The following is a 16349-nucleotide window of genomic DNA, read 5'->3' on the forward strand; positions in this document are numbered from 1 at the left end:
CAGCTTATTCACTCATCCCTATTTGCTAACGATACAACACTACCATCGTGAAAAAAACATTTCTGGCTATTCCCTGCATCGGACTCTCTATGCTGGTTAGTCTGAGCAGTTGCTCAAAGCAAGATCAAAAAGCTCCCTTGGTAGGCACCTGGGAATTAATAGCAGCTACCACCACCGAGAATGATTCGACATACTCTACGTTTAGTCCGGGGCAGAAGATGATCAAGGTAATCAACGACACTCATTTTGCCTTTTTGAATCATCCTGCTAGTAAGTCCGGCGATTCAACGCAGGCTTTCTCGGCGGGTGGAGGCCGGTACACGCTGGCTGACAGTGCTTACACCGAGCATTTGGATTACTTTGCCGACAAAGCCTGGGAAGGTCGTGCCTTTGACTTTGTTATCCAGATCAAAGGTGATACGCTGATTCAGAAAGGCGTGGAGAAAATACCCGAGCGTGGCATCGATCATATTATCGTTGAAACCTACACACGGGTAAAAGACTGACCAACAGAAACATGAAGACAGAAGCAGATTTAGATCGATTTCTGGATGCCCAGCGCGAAGACTATGAGCGCGCACTGGCGGAAATAAAGCGGGGCCGCAAACAAAGCCACTGGATGTGGTACATTTTTCCGCAACTCGCTGGGCTGGGTTTCAGCAGCACGGCAAAGTTTTACGGTATCAAGGACCTGTCGGAAGCCAGTGAGTACCTAGTGCATCCAATCCTAGGTCCTCGATTGGTTGAGATCAGCGCAGCTATGCTATAGGTGGAAGGTGAAACTGCCAACCAGATTCTGGGCAGCCCCGATGATCTAAAGCTGCGTTCGTGCATGACCCTGTTCTCACTGGTCCAACCCACCAACTCGGTTTTTCTGGCGGTGCTGGATAAGTATTACGGTGGTGAGCCGGATGAGAAGACGTTAAAAGAGCTGGGGAAGGTCTAATACGAGATGCTAAAGCTTAGTGCGCGAAAAGTCTCACTAACGTTTGATAAAGCAATGAAAGCAAACTTTTATTCTGGCCTGATACTTTGCGTTATCGCAGTAGCCAATGTACTACTATGGATCATAACGTCGGTGAATGCAGATACTTTCGGGCAGGCGAAAACTTTATATCTTAGTTATTTCCCTGGATTATTAAGCAACGCTCTTATCCTTACTTTCCTAAATATTGCTTTATGTAGCTTTTCGTTCTACTTACTCATTCGGTTACAGCCCAAGCTTGTTAGCCTCCATCATCAGCTAAGTCTCATATTGATAGTTTTGAACGCTATGCTGATTAGCTGGCAGTTATTTACTCTGATGTAATCTTCTTCAATACATATTAAAGAATGTTTTCTATTTATGCGGTAAACATATTATGCATAAAACAAAAAGCACTTAACATCGACTGCTAAGTGCTTTTTGTTTTGGTGGGAGTTGACGGGTTCGAACCGCCGACCCTCTGCTTGTAAGGCAGATGCTCTGAACCAGCTGAGCTAAACTCCCTTTCCTGTTTTGGTGATGCAAAGATAAGGGGGTAAACAGCCTTTTTGCAAGCACTAAGACGAAAAAAAGTTAGAAAAATTTCTGTTTTCGAAGGCTTACGACCTTAATCAATTGACCGTCAAGTATCTTTTGTTGAAAGGATTCACCGCGTTACGTCGGTCTTTTACTCAAAATTCAGATAGAGGGTAATCGAATGAGATGTTAACTTTCGGATTCCAACGCTGGCTGCATTAGTACTTGGTCGGTACAAGTTGGTCAGCCCATGCGAAAACCGAATTTCGGGTGCAAACTTGAAGAACTCAAAGAACTGTTCGAAACCAATTCCGTACTCCACTGACAGGTCCGTTGTTCCGGTGCTAAGCCGGGATAAGCCCTGCGTTTCGCGCCGACGAACGTTTGTTTCGAAGCTGAAAGCACCACCAGCCAGCAAATACATACGCGAGTTGTTACGGCGCTGGGATTTGTATTTGAGCAGAAGCGGAAAATCCAGCCAGGTCGATTCGCGTACTTCCGTGCGCGTGCTGCCGCCTGGGTAGTCATACTGCACTTCACGACTGTACAACGATACTGCGGGTGTCAGGCGTAGGTCAAATCGATCGTCCAGATAGCCGTTTATGACAAAGCCAACCCGAAACCCACCTTTGTTTGGTGAATAAATCCGGTAGGCCGAATCAGCCGACGTAACAAAGGCCGGACTGTAACCAACCGAAAAGCGAGTGATCGGAGCCGCGAAGAAAAAACCGTAGTGAATAGGTTTATCGTCGTAATGCTCCAGATGCTTACGTACGTATTTATAAGTTTGCGCCTGAGCCGAAAGCGTAGTCAGGAAACTAAAAACGACTAGTAGGCAAAACGCAGCCCTCAGGCTTTTTTCTGACCGATGTAGATTGATGCAATGCCGAAGGTGAGCGGTATCCATTTGGTGTTCGTGAAGCCAGCCGCTTCGTAAATACGCAGGAAGTCAGGGCCGTCGGGAAACGCCTGCACCGATTCGGGCAGGTACGTATACGCCGATGAATCCTTACTTACTAAACGTCCGATCAGCGGCAGGATAGTCCGGGAATAAAAACCGTAAACTTGTTTAAACGGGAACTGACGCGGATTTGAGAACTCCAGCACCACGCAAACACCGCCAGGGCGCGTGACGCGGTGCATGTCGGTTAAGCCTTTGAGCAGGTTCTCGAAGTTACGTACTCCAAAAGCAACGATGACAGCATCGAAATCATTGTCCGGTAGTGGTAAACCTTCTGAGTCGCCCATTCGCATTTCGATAATCTGGTCAACGCCACGCTTCTTCATCTTCTCCCGACCCACGGCCAGCATCCCTTCGGAAATGTCCATGCCAACGATCTTGTCGGGTTTTAGCGAGAGCGCTTCCAGCGCAAAATCACCGGTGCCGGTAGCAATGTCCAGAATGCGCTTGGGGGCATACGTAGCCGAGCGGTATTTGCCCAGCTCGCGAATGGCTCGTTTACGCCAGAGAATATCAATGCCGCCACTTAGTACGTGGTTTAGCAAATCATACTTAGGCGAGATGGCGTCGAACATTTCGGCAACCTGTTCGCGCTTGGAGGTATCTTTATCTTTATAAGGAACGACGGCCATACGAGTGGAGCAGACTCTGTGTCTGCTGGGGACGTAAAATTAAGGAAGCTGCCGGGAAAAGAGAATAAATTACTGTCCCGATGGCAGGTGACTGGCAAACCCGGCGTTGGGGAGGAAAGTTTCGCGCCGTGACCGGTTTGCGTTTGGAAGCGCCTTTCCGTAGTTTTCAGAGATGACTCTTTCAACTACACACGATGCCGGTTCGCTCTTACTTACTACTTAGCACGATACTGTTAACACTTACCAGTTACGGTCAGTCACTGCACGACCGTATTCTGACGCTTGATACGCATGCCGATGCACCAACGATGATGCAGAAACCTGGTTTCGATGTGGGCGTGGCGCACGATACTAAAAAAGATGGCTCACAGATCGACTTTCCACGAATGAAGCAGGGCGGTATGGATGCCATGTTTTTCGCCGTCTATACGTCTCAGGGGCCGCGTACGCCCGAAGGACATGCCGAGGCCAAACGAAACGCATTGCATCAGTTTGAGCTGATTCATCAGGCGCTGAAAAAGTATCCTAATCTGGCTGAACTGGCCACGACGCCCGCCGATGCTTATCGGATTCAGAAACTGGGCAAGCGGGCGGTCTTTGTCGGTATGGAAAATGGCTATCCGGTGGGGGATGACCTAGCGATGCTGAAAACGTATTACGATCTGGGCTGTCGGTACATGACCCTGACGCATTTTGCAAATAACCTCATTGGCGACTCGTCCACTGATCCTGATGGCCCGCTGTACGGCGGATTGAGCGATTTCGGGAAGAAGGTTGTCCCCGAAATGAATCGGCTGGGAATACTGATCGACGTATCACATGTCGCTGATAGTACGTTCTATGATGCTCTTGAACTCTCAAAAGCGCCCGTTATTGCGTCGCACTCAAATTGCCGGGCGCTGTGTGATTTTCCGCGAAATATGACCGACGATATGATCCAGGCGATTGCCCAAAAAGGTGGTGTGGTGCAGGTCAATTTCGTAAGCGACTACCTGAAAAAACCGTCAGATGCCTTTCGGGCCGCTAAAACGAAAGTGCGTATGGCTCGGGTAGGCAAGGTAATAACGCCCGAGTTAGAGGCTCGACTACAGGCCGAGAGTGATTCGCTGGCTAAAGTGTTTGCGCCGGAGCGAGCCAGCCTGTCGGATATTGTCGATCATATTGATCACATTGTCAACCTGGTGGGGATTGATCACGTTGGGATCGGTTCTGACTTCGATGGGGGCGGGGGTGTCAACGGATTGGAAGACGTCAGTGAGATTGGCAATCTAACCAACGAGTTGATCCGGCGGAAATACTCCGAAGCCGATATTGCCAAGATCTGGGGAGGAAATCTACTACGGGTGCTGGGACAGGCCAAAGTAAAGTAAACGTAATGATATAGCCTCTATGAGAATCAGCCCGGTTAACGCCGGGCTTTTTGCTGGTAGTCGCTGGCTGGATCGCTAAGAAAACGCGTGTGGACAAACTAGGAAGAAGTATACTTGGTAATAAAGAGCGAATATTTCGAACAAACTCGCTCGTTACCGGCTTCTGCTGGAAGCAGACCAATTAGTGGCCTGCTTATTTTACTCAACAAAATTAGATGATGGTAAATACGTATTGGAAAGCCTTTGGAATAGGCGTGATTGCGGGAATGCGGTCCATGACAGCCCCCGCTTTATTGAGTCGGAAACTGGTACGAACTATACCCACAAAACAGCCAACCCAGCCGATACACTATTTAGCGCAACCACCGGTTGCCATAGGACTCGCTGTGATGGCCGGTGGGGAAATTATTGGTGATAAACTGCCCGGTGCGCCCGATCGGACCAAACCACCGGTGTTTGGTGGGCGTCTTATTTCTGGGGCTGGTTGCGGGGCGGCCCTCAGCGAAGTGGAAGGAGAGAACGCGCCTATCGGCGCCATCCTGGGCGGGCTGGGCGCTGCCGTGGGTACATTATTATTCTTTCGGCTGCGCACGTTTCTTGACCACGATCTGGGGATTCCAGATGCCGTTGGCGCGTTGACCGAAGATGTCCTGGCCGTCGGGGCTGGTTGGGCAATTGTTAATAGTATCGAAGTGGCTCCCCAGCCGAATGGTGAGGCCGCAGTCTAAATCAGAAACCCTCGCTTCGGCAGTTGATCGGCCGAAGCGAGGGTTTTGTGTGAACCAACAAGCCAGTTAGTCCGAAGCCGGAGAACAGCGTTCGGGGTTTACTTCCACTGCATTACGTCGATTACGTTTGGGCAGAAGTCATATTCTTCGGGCTGGTTGGAGCCGATCAACAGAAGCTGATCACCATCTAACTGGCGGACTTCATCACGGTACCAGTCTATACCTTGCCGATCCAGGTTCGACGTTGGTTCGTCCAGAATAACGACCGGAGACACGGAGAAAAAAGCCAGTCCCAGTTTCACCCGCTGTTTCATCCCCGACGAATAGTATTTAATTTCTTTGTGGCGAGCCCGCTGAAGCAGCATCCGGTCAACAATCAAATCGGCGTTTAAACCAGCTTTGAACGGCTTGAACGTCTGGTGAAAAGCCAGCAATTCATCGAGCGTTAATTCTTCAATCAGTTCCAGATAGGGGGCCGCTATACTCACGTAACGGAACCAGTCTTCGCCTTCCAGAGCCTTTCCCGCCAGTGAGTACGTCAAGGTACCTTCAGTAGCGGGTAAGCTACCACTAAGCACCTGGAGTAGAGTCGATTTGCCACTGCCGTTTGGGCCAACAAACGTGTAGCTGGTTCCGCTGCTAAGGGTTAAATCAGCCTTGCGGAAGATCCATTCTTTCCGGTATTTTTTTCCAACCTGGTCAGCGCTGATGGTTATGGGCATGATGGATAAAAACGGCGAATGGATACCGGCCACGTATTGAGTAACCAGTATCCATTGCTTTGTCATAATCTATTTAGTCGCGTTCTCCGCCTGATGACGGACCACGCATGATGCCACGCTCGGAGTTGCGAATGAAATTGACGATCTCATCGCGCTCATTGGATGGTGGGAGTTCCAACTCAATCTGCGTCAACGCATCAGCATTGTTCAAACCGCGCATGTAAATGAAACGGTAGATATCTTGGACGTGATTGATACGATCGCTGTCGAATCCCCGGCGACGCAGTCCAACCGAGTTGATCCCTGTGTAAGAAAGAGGCTCCCGTGCAGCCTTGGTATAGGGGGGGACATCTTTCCGAACCAGCGAGCCGCCCGAAATCATCGCATGGGCGCCAATCCGCGTAAACTGCAATACCGAGCTCGACCCGCCAATGATGGCCCAGTTACCCATGTGGACGTGGCCAGCCATCTGTACGTTGTTCGTGATGATACAGTGGTCGCCAATTCGACAATCGTGGGCTACGTGCGCATAAGCCATAATCAGACAATCCGATCCGATCTCTGTTTTCCAGTGCTCTTCGGTCCCCCGGCTGATCGTAGCGTACTCGCGAATCGTCGTGTTATCGCCGATGATTGTCTTGGTATATTCGTTCTTGAACTTGAGATCCTGTGGGGTTGCTGAGATAACCGCTCCTGAATAGATTTTGCAGTTACGGCCGATCCGGGCGCCTTCGTTAATGACGGCATGCGAGCCAATCCAGGTTCCTTCCGCGATTTCGACATCTTTGTGAATGATGGCAAACGGCTCAATAACTACATTTTGCGCAATCTTCGCTTCAGGATGGATATAAGCTAATGGTTGAATCATAAAGTATTGATCATAGGTCGCGAAAAGCACCGACAAAATAACAGCATAACCGCACGACTTCAGTTCTCAAACGATACGGTCTATTATTTGGTATTCTTGCCTGCGTTAGTAGCTTTTCATTATTTTTTCCTGACCAGACTGGCAATCATGTCGGCTTCGCACACCAACTGATTACCTACATAGCCCCGGCCTTGCATTTTAACGATGCCTCGTTTCATTGGAGAGGTGAACTCACACCGAAAGATTACGGTATCGCCGGGCAAAACGTTGCGCCGGAACCGGCAATTTTCGATGCCTACCAAAAATGGCCAGTAATTTTCTGGATCGGGTACGGTGCTAAGTACCAGAATACCACCCGTTTGAGCCATCGATTCGAGCTGCATTACACCCGGCATGACGGGGTTACCCGGAAAGTGCCCCGGAAAGAAGGGCTCGTTCATGGTCACGTTTTTGACGCCAACCACGCTGTTCTCGTCCAGTGCGATGATCTTGTCGACCATCTGGAACGGGTACCGGTGGGGTAACAACTGTGAAATCCGGTTAATGTCCAGAACGGGGGGCTGCGTCAGGTCATACTGCGGAACCTGGTTCGCTGCGTTTTTCTGAATCAGCTTTTTGATCTTTTTTGCAAACGCTACGTTGGCTGCGTGGCCTGGACGGGCGGCCAGAATCTGCGCTTTGATGGGGCGACCGATCAGCGCCAGGTCTCCCACCATATCCAGCAGCTTATGGCGGGCCATTTCGTTGGGATAGTGCAGCTCCAGGTTGTTCAGGATGCCTTCCTGCTTATTGACGCTGACCTTTGGTTTTTTGAGCAGATCGGCCAGGTAGTCCAGTTCCCCGTCGTTTACCTCCCGATCTACGATAACGATCGCGTTGGTCAGATCGCCACCTTTAATGAGGTTCTGCCGATACAGGGCTTCCAGTTCGTGCAGAAACACAAATGTCCGGCAGTTGGCAATCTGCTCTGGAAACTGGCTGATGTCGTTCAGGTAGGCATGCTGGCTGCTAATTACCCGCGAGTTGTAATCTACCATCACCGTTAGCCGGTAGTCGTTGAGCGGCAGGGCCGCCAGCTCAATGTCTTTTTCTGGATTGCGGTAGTGGACATATTCGCTCACCTCAAAATAATTGCGGGTGGCGTTCTGCTCTTCGACGCCAGCCGATCGTAACGCTTCGATAAACTGAATAGACGATCCATCCATGATGGGAGGCTCCGGACCATCCAGTTGGATCAAGATGTTGTCCAGCTGAAGGCCTACCAAAGCTGCCAGCGTATGCTCAACGGTATGAATACGGGCTCCGCTTTGCTCGATGGTTGTTCCCCGTGACAAGTCCACAACGTTATCCACATCGGCGTCCACGATGGGTTGTCCAGGCAGGTCAACCCGCTGGAACTTGTAGCCGTGATTGGTGGGGGCTGGTAAAAAGGTCATCGTCGCCGAAACGCCCGTGTGCAGACCTACGCCTGACACGGAAACGGCTTTCTGAATCGTCTGTTGTTTGGTATTCATGAGTTAGCAGTCAGTCCTTGGTGAGTTGAATAACGGTATGTTACTATGGGTCAACAAGTGACTAATGAATGTCATTTTTCTGTTTTTTTCTCCAGTACGCTTAACCGGCGGTCTAATTCCGGTAACCGACGGAAAACGGCCAGTGAACGCATGCTTTCTTTCAGATCGAAAGCTGGCGAACTATTTATCGATAAACCTTCCTGCGTAACGTTTTTACCCACGCCTGACTGCGCGCCTACTTTTGTCCCATTAGCAATGGTCAGGTGACCGGCAAAGCCAACCTGTCCAGCAATCACGCAATTATCACCAAGCTTGGTAGAGCCTGAGACGCCTGTCTGGGCGGCAATAACGGTGTTTTGACCAATATCGACATTGTGGGCAATCTGAATCAGGTTATCCAGCTTAGCGCCCCGCCGAATAATGGTCGAGCCCAGGGTTGCACAATCGATGGTGGTGTTGGAGCCAACATTAACGTAGTCTTCCAAGATAACGTTGCCTAGTTGCGGAATCGTTTTATACGTACCGTCGGGTTGCGGGGCGAAACCGAATCCTTCACTACCGATCACAGCATTAGGGTGAATCACGCAGTGGTTACCGATGACGCAGTTGTCCAGAACGCGAGCGCCAGTATGAACAATCGTGTTATCGCCGATGGTGACGTTGTTACCCACATACGCATGTGGATAAATCTTGACGTTCTGACCAATCCGGCAATTCTGCCCGATGTATGAAAAAGCACCCCGATAAATTTTCTCGCCGATCTGGCTACCTGCTCCCACGAAGGCGGGCTCCTCAACGCCCGACCGCGAAAAACTAAGTACTTTGTAATACTCTTCCAGCAGACGAGTAAAGGCCGAGTAGGCGTTATCGACCAGAATAAGTGCAGCGGCAACCGACTTTTTGGGTTCGAACGTCCGATCAACGATCACGGCCGAGGAACCCGTTGTGTATAAGTGTGTTTCGTACTTAAGATTCGACAGAAACGAGATGTCACCAGGTTTGCCTTCTTCAATTTTTGCCAGGCCTTTTATCACTAGTGTATCATCTCCAACTACGTCGCCCGCTAACAGCATGGCGATCTGTCTGACTGTAAACTCCATATACGTATTATTGCTGTCCCAACGTGCCTGAATCAGGCAGGCATTTGAGCCGCTAAGGTAGCTAACAAGTTGCACTTTTCGAATGAAAGCCCCGTAATTCCTCCCTGTTAGTAGTATATTCTACAGAGAAGGAGGACATAACCTAGGAAACGGGCTGCTGACCGACAGTCGTAAAGACATCCAGCCCCTTAGCCCAGCAAACGTAGTAGCGACGAACGATGTTGGTGAGCACATGAACATTCGAGAGGTCAGAAGCCTCGGCGATGTCAATGACTTCGCCGGTTTTTAGCTTGATGTTGATCCGCTCCTGCGAGGGTAAATACGCGGCATTGGTCGCCTGACCCTCAACCAGAAAATAAGACAGATCCTCGTCAGCTACCCCCGCCAGACGGAGTTGGCTGGCTAACTCATGAATCAGATGTTCGTCGAAGGGTTCTGTTGACAACGTAATTTTAAACAGCTGCCGATTAAGCAACATATGGCACAACGTGGACAGAACCCGGTCGGGATGCAGCGCCCATTGCTTGATTGATCCCCAGACGTCGTAGTCGTCCAGCTGTGTGAAGGCAGCTATGTATTTAGGGTCTATCTGAAAATCGGGTAGTGAAACGCTTTCGCGGAGAAAGAGCGCGAACGTAGCCGGGGCGATGATGGGTTGATCCGCATCAGCACCCTGCTGAATTAGAAAACGAGCCCGGCGTAGAATCTGTACGAGCATTGACTCACAACAGATGGACGTTTTGTGCAGATAGACCTGCCAGTACATCAGCCGCCGGGCATTGAGAAAATTCTCGACGCTCAGGACGCCTTTAGCCTCGACAACTAGTTGGTTATCGACCAGGTCCAGCATTTTAATGATACGTTCGGCCCCAATGGCTCCTTCGGCTACACCGGTATAATAGCCATCACGATTAAGGTAATCCATCCGGTCCATGTCCAGTTGACTGGAAATAAGCTGGTGGAAAAATGGCCGCTCGTAGGTTCCGTCAAACATAAGAATCGCCAACGTCAGTCGTCCGTCGAACTGCCGGTTCAGCTCGTGCATGAGTAGTAGGGAGATCGCTTCGTGAGGTACATGATCGAGCAGCGAAGACTCCAGTACGTGCGAAAACGGACCATGCCCAACGTCGTGCAGCAGGATAGCGATCTGAGCCGCTTCGCACTCAGGATCGCTGATCCGGTGTCCTTTGCTCTGAAGTGTCTGCATAGCCTGCCCCATCAAGTGCATAGCGCCTAGCGCGTGGTGAAACCGGGTATGTAACGCACCGGGGTAAATGTAATCAGCCAACCCCATTTGCTTGATTCGCCGAAGCCGCTGAAAGTACGGGTGCTCGACCAGATCGTAAACAAGCTCGGTCGGAATGGTGATGAACCCGTAGACGGGGTCGTTGAGAATCTTCTTTTTATTAGGCGTTGCCATTGAACAAAGATACCAGACTGGAATACAGCATAAACCCCATCTGGTGTGGAAATTCCCGCAAAACCAGTGCTATATCTAAATTTATTGTAAATTTGTACTGTTGATAACCTCTGGTAATTAACAATGGGCTTGTAACTCAGTTGGTTAGAGTGCCTGACTCATCGAAGTATTGTTCTTTGACATTGTGAAAATCATACTCAACGCGTCTGATAAGATTAAATTTCTTACTCATGAGCAGGTTGTGTGTAGTTTGCCAATTACCGATTAGCGGTCAGAAGCAGAAATATTGTGGCAACACATGCAAGCAGAAAGATCATTACCATCGGGTAAAAGCACAGACGAATACGTATCACTCCCAAACGATACGATCATTAGACCGTAAGGTCAAGCTGATTCAGTTATTTGGGGGGAAGTGTAATCGTTGTGGCTATGCGACAAATGTTTCAGCATTGCATTTTCATCACATTGACTCGTATCAGAAGCAATTCAAACTTGACTCTCGAATTCTTTCCAACAAGAAATGGAGTGACATTATTGAAGAAGCATCAAAATGTGAGTTGTTGTGCTCAAACTGTCATGCAGAAGTACACAATCCTGAGTTATCATTTCACAATGTGCAACGAATAGTCGCTGGTGCCTCCCGTGAGAAATCGCGGGATGAGCAGGGGGTTAATTCAGGGAAACCGTAACGACAGCTCGAATGAGCTGTGCCGATGGCAATCCTGAGCCAAGTTAGGTGAATGGTTAGAACGATGATTTGTTGTTTTAGTAACCTAAAAGGTGCAGAGACTAAGAAGTGAGGAAACCAACCAATACACTTCTACTAACGCCCCCCGCCCTAACGATTTTCAGTGTAATGGCTGATCCGACGAGGGTGATGAGATAGTCCAACTACTTTGGGAAACCGAAGGAAAGTGAATCAGTAAGTCCCAGGTTCGAGCCCTGGCTGGCCCACGTTGACAATTAAGCACTTAGTTTATAACTGAGTGCTTTTTTTATGTTCTTGTCGCCCACAAACTCGCCACTAATGGGCTTTAATTTTTCTCAATCGTAGATAAGTTGTGTAGAAGGCGAGGTGAGCATTGGAACACTACTATCATCACATAATAAGTCTCTGGCGGAAATAGCCATGCTGTTGAAATCAACGATTTGTGAAGTCTTTCTTTTCGTGTTGGTGAGCTTTTCTAAACCAACGTTCTTTGCGAACAGGATTATTTAACTGATTCTGACGTTTCGCTAATGCACCCAACTTTGCTTTCGTGGTTGTGCCTGATAGGAGCCGGGCTTTGCCAGATGGGCTGGACATACTCCCTGAAATTCGTTCAGATTGACGGTTTAAAAGCCTTACGTTGGTCTAGCTTTTGGGCAGATGGCTGGGTGGCTGTTGGTCCGTGGTTGGGATACATCGTATTCGGCGCGCTTAATTCCGTACTCTTGTCGGTCGCTATGCGCACCATTTCTACTACGACCACCTTTGCCGTCTGGATGGCATTGTCGTTGATCTGCATCAAAGCGGGGGACGTAATCTGGTTTCGGGCAAGCTGGTCAGTAACGGAGCTGCTCTTTATTGGGGTGATCGCTATCGGTATCGTTGGTCTGAAACTATTCGCTCCAGCCGTCTGATTAACAAAACGGACTATTTATGAAACAGGAATTTAACGTTGATGATTGGATACAGCCGATCCAGGAGGAAAACGCTCGGGCGCAACAGACAGCTAATCCCGATATTGACTGGCCTGTACCGGTTATTAGTCAGTATGGGGAGCGAGTACATTGTTGGAATAGCCGACGGCGTGAGTTCACGATTACATTGAGTGCCAGCGAGGTTCGTAAAGTTGATCCCCCTAAAGATGCTGCTGCTAACTAGCTGCTTGAAAGCGGCTTCCTAATCCGATATTACGTATTGTCTAAACAATACGTTTGGGTTAAACTGAATTACTACGAGCCACCAAGTTTTGCGTTTTTCTTCTTAATCGGTTGTGTAACCGATGTGCTAATCTGTACCGATCAGCTATGGGTAAACTATAGTAAAATGTAACCATTCGGGCTATAAGGAGTTTAATTCCTATAAGCATCTAAGCATATGGAACATTCATTAGCCGGTAAAACAGCGCTCGTAACAGGAGCTGCTTCAGGCATTGGGAAAGCGGTTGCCCTGCTGTATGCGCAGCATGGAGCCAACGTATTAGTATCTGACCTGGATGCCGAAAAGGGGCAGGTTGTTGTTGAGCAAATAAAGGGTATGGACGTACAGGCGCATTTTGTGCTGGCTGACGTCAGTAATCCTGCCGATAATGAGCGATTGGTTAATGAAGCTGTTAATCGATACGGTAAACTGGATATTGCCTGCAACAATGCCGGAATCGGCGGTGAACAAAACCTGGTGGCCGACTATAGCCTGGAATCCTGGCAAAAGGTTATCAACATCAATTTAAACGGCGTTTTCTACGGACTTAAATACCAGCTGGCGCAGATGGAAAAACAGGGTCATGGTGCCATCGTTAATATGGCATCGATCCTTGGACAGGCGGGGACTCAGAAGTCTTCGGCTTACGTAGCCGCTAAGCATGGTGTTGTTGGCTTAACAAAAGCGGCAGCGCTGGAATACGCCGACAAAGGTATTCGGGTCAATGCAGTTGGTCCCGGCTACATTGATACACCCCTGCTGAAAGCACTGCCCGACGAAGCTTATGATGGCTTAGTCGGTTTACACCCGATTGGTCGCTTAGGTAAGTCTGAAGAAGTTGCAGAATTGGTTATCTGGCTGTCGTCGAACAAAGCATCCTTCGTGACTGGTGCCTACTACCCTATTGATGGCGGTTATCTCGCTCAGTAAAAATCAAGACTACGTTACTACCAAAAGCCCATCACGTTACGACATGATGGGCTTTTGATTTATTCACTTCGCAAAACATCCAGGGGGGGGCGTACCAGGACGTCACGGCTGTTGAAAACGCCAATCAACACGGTCAGAACCGTAACGACCAGGGCAATAATCAGTAGTGCGAGCGTGTCTGGTCGGAAAGGGGTCTCGAACAGAAAGTAAGCCAGTGCCCAGGTACCTGCGAGCGACAGCAGAATGCCTGATAGAGCTGCCAACAACCCCAACAAGCCATATTCTAGCGCGGTGATTCGCAAAATCTGGCTTCGACTGGCGCCCAATGTTCGCAGCAGGACACTTTCCCGTAACCGCTGGAACTTACTGATAATAACCGAGCTAGCCAGCACCAGTAGGCCGGTCAGAATACTGAACAGTGCCATGAACCGAATGACGAACGAAATCTGCCCCAGAATGTCGTCCAGCGTTTTCAGAACCAGGTCAAGATCGATGGCTGATACGTTCGGGAAAGAGCGCACTAACTGACGCTGCAACTGAGCCGACGCCTGGTTGTTAGGAACGCGCGTCATGAGCACGTGAAACTGGGGGGCCTGCTCCAATACTCCAGACGGGAAGACGACAAGAAAATTAGGTTGTACCCGGTTCCAGTCGATCTCGCGCGTACCGCCAATGATTACTTGTAGGGGAGCACCCTGTACATTAAAATCAAGCGTATCGCCCAGCTTTAGCCGCATACGCTCCATAAAGCCCTGATCAAAGGAAACGTAAACCGCTCCATTTTCCTGGTAGGGAGCCTTGCCCGAAATCAGCTTTTCTGACGAGATCAACGTATCGCGGTATGTTACCCGAAATTCACGGGTGAACGCCCAGCCGGGTGTGCGGGCGGTTGTATCCTGATTACCTTTTTTGACTGCCTGGGTCGGGGCTCCTTTACCATTAACGGCCGACAGGCGCATTGTTACAACGGGCATGTCCTGTAGAATCGGCATCCGCTGCTGACTGACAAGCGACCGTACTCCCGCAACCTGCTCATTCTGAATGTCGAACAGCACCATGTTGGGCTGATTGCCACTGGAGGAGAGCGCTACCCGCCCGAGTAACAGCCCCTGCGTTAGTGATAGCGTCGAGATCAGGAAAGCGCCGAGACCGATGGCGGTTACCAAAATAAGGGTTTGGTTATTCGGGCGATACAGGTTAGCCAGACTTTGTCGCCAAACGAAACTCCAGGAAGCCGGAAAGAAGCGACGTACCAGCCAGATCAGGCCCAGACCGAATCCGGTCAGTACGCCAAAGGCAGCAGCCAAACCGACCGTAAACCAGGCCGCCTGCTGAAGAGCGCCAGTCTGCAAATAGGCAAAGCCGAAAATAAAGCCGACAATAAGCAGGTAAACCAGCCAACGTAATGGGTCGCGCTGTTCGCGGGCCTGCGTCGCTTCCGGCGTGTTACGTAACGTAAGCAGGGGCGATACGTTCCGAATGGCCAGTAGCGGAAGTAGGGCGAAGAGGATCGATACCAATAGCCCCGTGCCAATGCCGGCCAGGACGGCGGGGCCAGACAAGGTTGTCTCGACCTCGACGGGTAGGAACCGACCAAAAATCTGGGGAAGAAGAATCTGAATTGCTGAGCCGACCAGCGCCCCAATAATGGCTCCCAATAAACCCATCAGGGCCGTCTGGATCAGGTAAATCAGCATAGCCTGCCGTCCGCTGGCACCTAAGCAGCGAAGAACGGCCACGGAAGCTACTTTTTCTTTGACGTAAAGTTGTACGGCGCTGGCTACACCCACGCAACCGAGCAGCAAGGCCACGAACGCAACCAAACTCAGGTACTGTGTCAGGTCAGAAAAAGATCGGCCGGTCTGCCGCTGGCGTCTGGCAATGGTATCAACATTAAGGCCTTCTCGGTCTAACCGCTCCGAAAAGCGTTTGATGTACTGTTCGACGTTGGTGCCGGGGGCAAATTGATAATAATATTTGTAACTGACCCGGCTACCCCGTTCCAGCAGGCCCGTAGTTTTCAGAAACTCGTTGGCGACGAAAACCGTCGGGGCTACGCTGGTTGTAATGGCCGCCTGGCCCGGCGTCTTTGCCACCCGTCCGGCTACCAGAAAGGACGTGTTACCCAGACGGACCGAGTCGCCAACCTGCGCGTCCAGTTGTACCAGTAAGGCATCGTCGACCAGCGCAACGCGGCTTTTTGCCTGCCGAAACTGTTGAACGGCCGAGGCTGGCTGAACCTCCCAGTTTCCGTAGTAGGGGAAATTGCCGGTCAGTCCTTTGACCTGAGCCAGCCGCACACCGCCAGTCCGGGGAATGGATACCAGTGACGGGAAGGACACCTCATACGTTCGATCGTTCCCAACTTTTTTGACAAACTGCTGCGTTTGGCGGGAGGGGGGGCTGGTCCAGGATATAGTCAGGTCCGCGCCGAGCAATTCACGAGATTGCTCATTGATGCTACGGGCCAGATTGTCGCCAAAGGAGTTGACAGCCACCAAGGCCGCAATACCCAGCACGATGGCCGACATGAATAGTAATAATCGCTGACGGCTCCGGCGGCTATCCCGCCAGGCCATTTTTAAAAGGAATAACATAAACTGGTAAGAGAATTACCAACGACTAGCCTAAGCCAGATCATAAGGTAGAGCGCTAAACAACGGGCTTAGCAACGAAAGCTGAAAACTAAGAGCGTAA

14 protein-coding genes, 1 tRNA gene and 1 pseudogene are annotated in these 16349 nt (G+C 50.1%); 7 read left to right on the forward strand and 9 right to left on the reverse strand.

Features of this window, described 5'->3' with window-relative positions; genetic code table 11:
- Window positions 1-47: 47 nt before the first annotated feature.
- A complete protein-coding gene (locus ACYVAD_RS23025) occupies window positions 48-506 on the forward strand; it encodes a hypothetical protein (RefSeq protein WP_461141893.1) in 459 nt (152 codons plus the stop codon).
- Between the two features lie 11 nt (window positions 507-517).
- A pseudogene (locus ACYVAD_RS23030) lies at window positions 518-946 on the forward strand (DUF1810 domain-containing protein).
- A 465-nt stretch (window positions 947-1411) separates the two neighbouring features.
- On the opposite strand, the gene ACYVAD_RS23035 reads toward ACYVAD_RS23030, so the two are convergent.
- The 3 genes from ACYVAD_RS23035 to ubiE form a co-directional block, all read right to left on the reverse strand.
- Window positions 1412-1489 (reverse strand) — tRNA-Val (locus tag ACYVAD_RS23035).
- Window positions 1490-1652: 163 nt separating this feature from the next.
- Window positions 1653-2408 carry a type IX secretion/gliding motility protein PorT/SprT gene (gene porT, locus ACYVAD_RS23040; RefSeq protein ID WP_461141894.1) on the reverse strand — a complete coding sequence of 252 codons (756 nt, stop codon included), beginning with the start codon at window positions 2406-2408 and terminating at the stop codon, window positions 1653-1655.
- Window positions 2351-3094, reverse strand: a complete 744-nt coding sequence (gene ubiE / locus ACYVAD_RS23045; protein ID WP_461141895.1) for a bifunctional demethylmenaquinone methyltransferase/2-methoxy-6-polyprenyl-1,4-benzoquinol methylase UbiE — start codon at window positions 3092-3094, stop codon at window positions 2351-2353. The genes porT and ubiE overlap by 58 nt, the downstream gene beginning before the upstream one ends.
- Before the next feature lie 194 nt (window positions 3095-3288).
- Here ubiE and ACYVAD_RS23050 point away from each other — a divergent pair, with 194 nt between their 5' ends.
- Complete coding sequence (locus ACYVAD_RS23050) at window positions 3289-4464, forward strand: dipeptidase (protein ID WP_461141896.1); 1176 nt, start codon at window positions 3289-3291, stop codon at window positions 4462-4464.
- 215 nt (window positions 4465-4679) lie between these two features.
- Complete coding sequence (locus ACYVAD_RS23055; RefSeq protein WP_461141897.1) at window positions 4680-5192, forward strand: DUF4126 family protein; 513 nt, start codon at window positions 4680-4682, stop codon at window positions 5190-5192.
- Between the two features lie 98 nt (window positions 5193-5290).
- Here the strand turns inward: ACYVAD_RS23055 and ACYVAD_RS23060 are convergent, their stop codons facing one another.
- The 5 genes from ACYVAD_RS23060 to ACYVAD_RS23080 all read right to left on the reverse strand — a co-directional run bounded on the left by ACYVAD_RS23060 (window position 5291) and on the right by ACYVAD_RS23080 (window position 10816).
- Window positions 5291-5914 carry an ABC transporter ATP-binding protein gene (locus ACYVAD_RS23060; RefSeq protein WP_461141967.1) on the reverse strand — a complete coding sequence of 208 codons (624 nt, stop codon included), beginning with the start codon at window positions 5912-5914 and terminating at the stop codon, window positions 5291-5293.
- A 73-nt stretch (window positions 5915-5987) separates the two neighbouring features.
- Window positions 5988-6782, reverse strand: a complete 795-nt coding sequence (gene lpxA, locus ACYVAD_RS23065; protein ID WP_461141898.1) for an acyl-ACP--UDP-N-acetylglucosamine O-acyltransferase — start codon at window positions 6780-6782, stop codon at window positions 5988-5990.
- Between the two features lie 119 nt (window positions 6783-6901).
- Window positions 6902-8296, reverse strand: coding sequence for a bifunctional UDP-3-O-[3-hydroxymyristoyl] N-acetylglucosamine deacetylase/3-hydroxyacyl-ACP dehydratase (locus tag ACYVAD_RS23070; RefSeq protein WP_461141899.1), 1395 nt, complete (start codon window positions 8294-8296; stop codon window positions 6902-6904).
- A 71-nt stretch (window positions 8297-8367) separates the two neighbouring features.
- Complete coding sequence (lpxD, locus tag ACYVAD_RS23075; protein ID WP_461141968.1) at window positions 8368-9396, reverse strand: UDP-3-O-(3-hydroxymyristoyl)glucosamine N-acyltransferase; 1029 nt, start codon at window positions 9394-9396, stop codon at window positions 8368-8370.
- Window positions 9397-9538: 142 nt separating this feature from the next.
- Window positions 9539-10816, reverse strand: coding sequence for an HD domain-containing protein (locus ACYVAD_RS23080; protein ID WP_461141900.1), 1278 nt, complete (start codon window positions 10814-10816; stop codon window positions 9539-9541).
- Between the two features lie 1239 nt (window positions 10817-12055).
- Between ACYVAD_RS23080 and ACYVAD_RS23085 the strand changes: the two genes are divergently transcribed.
- The 3 genes from ACYVAD_RS23085 (at window position 12056) to ACYVAD_RS23095 (ending at window position 13652) form a co-directional block, all read left to right on the forward strand.
- Window positions 12056-12439, forward strand: coding sequence for a DMT family transporter (locus ACYVAD_RS23085; protein ID WP_461141901.1), 384 nt, complete (start codon window positions 12056-12058; stop codon window positions 12437-12439).
- Between the two features lie 19 nt (window positions 12440-12458).
- Window positions 12459-12683 (forward strand): hypothetical protein, encoded by a 225-nt coding sequence (locus ACYVAD_RS23090; RefSeq protein ID WP_461141902.1) that lies wholly within the window; start codon window positions 12459-12461, stop codon window positions 12681-12683.
- 216 nt (window positions 12684-12899) lie between these two features.
- Window positions 12900-13652 (forward strand): SDR family NAD(P)-dependent oxidoreductase, encoded by a 753-nt coding sequence (locus tag ACYVAD_RS23095; RefSeq protein WP_461141903.1) that lies wholly within the window; start codon window positions 12900-12902, stop codon window positions 13650-13652.
- 59 nt (window positions 13653-13711) lie between these two features.
- On the opposite strand, the gene ACYVAD_RS23100 is transcribed toward ACYVAD_RS23095, so the two are convergent.
- Window positions 13712-16249, reverse strand: coding sequence for an ABC transporter permease (locus ACYVAD_RS23100; protein WP_461141904.1), 2538 nt, complete (start codon window positions 16247-16249; stop codon window positions 13712-13714).
- Window positions 16250-16349 lie beyond the last annotated feature (100 nt).

This window comes from Spirosoma pomorum (assembly GCF_054776615.1).

Coding starts and splice junctions, on each gene's coding strand:
- porT (WP_461141894.1), bottom strand. CDS start 2,408: ATGGATACCGCTCACCTTCGGCATTGCATCAATCTACATCGGTCAGAA.
- ubiE (WP_461141895.1), bottom strand. CDS start 3,094: ATGGCCGTCGTTCCTTATAAAGATAAAGATACCTCCAAGCGCGAACAG.
- ACYVAD_RS23050 (WP_461141896.1), top strand. CDS start 3,289: ATGCCGGTTCGCTCTTACTTACTACTTAGCACGATACTGTTAACACTT.
- ACYVAD_RS23055 (WP_461141897.1), top strand. CDS start 4,680: ATGATGGTAAATACGTATTGGAAAGCCTTTGGAATAGGCGTGATTGCG.
- ACYVAD_RS23060 (WP_461141967.1), bottom strand. CDS start 5,914: ATGCCCATAACCATCAGCGCTGACCAGGTTGGAAAAAAATACCGGAAA.
- lpxA (WP_461141898.1), bottom strand. CDS start 6,782: ATGATTCAACCATTAGCTTATATCCATCCTGAAGCGAAGATTGCGCAA.
- ACYVAD_RS23070 (WP_461141899.1), bottom strand. CDS start 8,296: ATGAATACCAAACAACAGACGATTCAGAAAGCCGTTTCCGTGTCAGGC.
- lpxD (WP_461141968.1), bottom strand. CDS start 9,396: ATGGAGTTTACAGTCAGACAGATCGCCATGCTGTTAGCGGGCGACGTA.
- ACYVAD_RS23080 (WP_461141900.1), bottom strand. CDS start 10,816: ATGGCAACGCCTAATAAAAAGAAGATTCTCAACGACCCCGTCTACGGG.
- ACYVAD_RS23085 (WP_461141901.1), top strand. CDS start 12,056: ATGCACCCAACTTTGCTTTCGTGGTTGTGCCTGATAGGAGCCGGGCTT.
- ACYVAD_RS23090 (WP_461141902.1), top strand. CDS start 12,459: ATGAAACAGGAATTTAACGTTGATGATTGGATACAGCCGATCCAGGAG.
- ACYVAD_RS23095 (WP_461141903.1), top strand. CDS start 12,900: ATGGAACATTCATTAGCCGGTAAAACAGCGCTCGTAACAGGAGCTGCT.
- ACYVAD_RS23100 (WP_461141904.1), bottom strand. CDS start 16,249: ATGTTATTCCTTTTAAAAATGGCCTGGCGGGATAGCCGCCGGAGCCGT.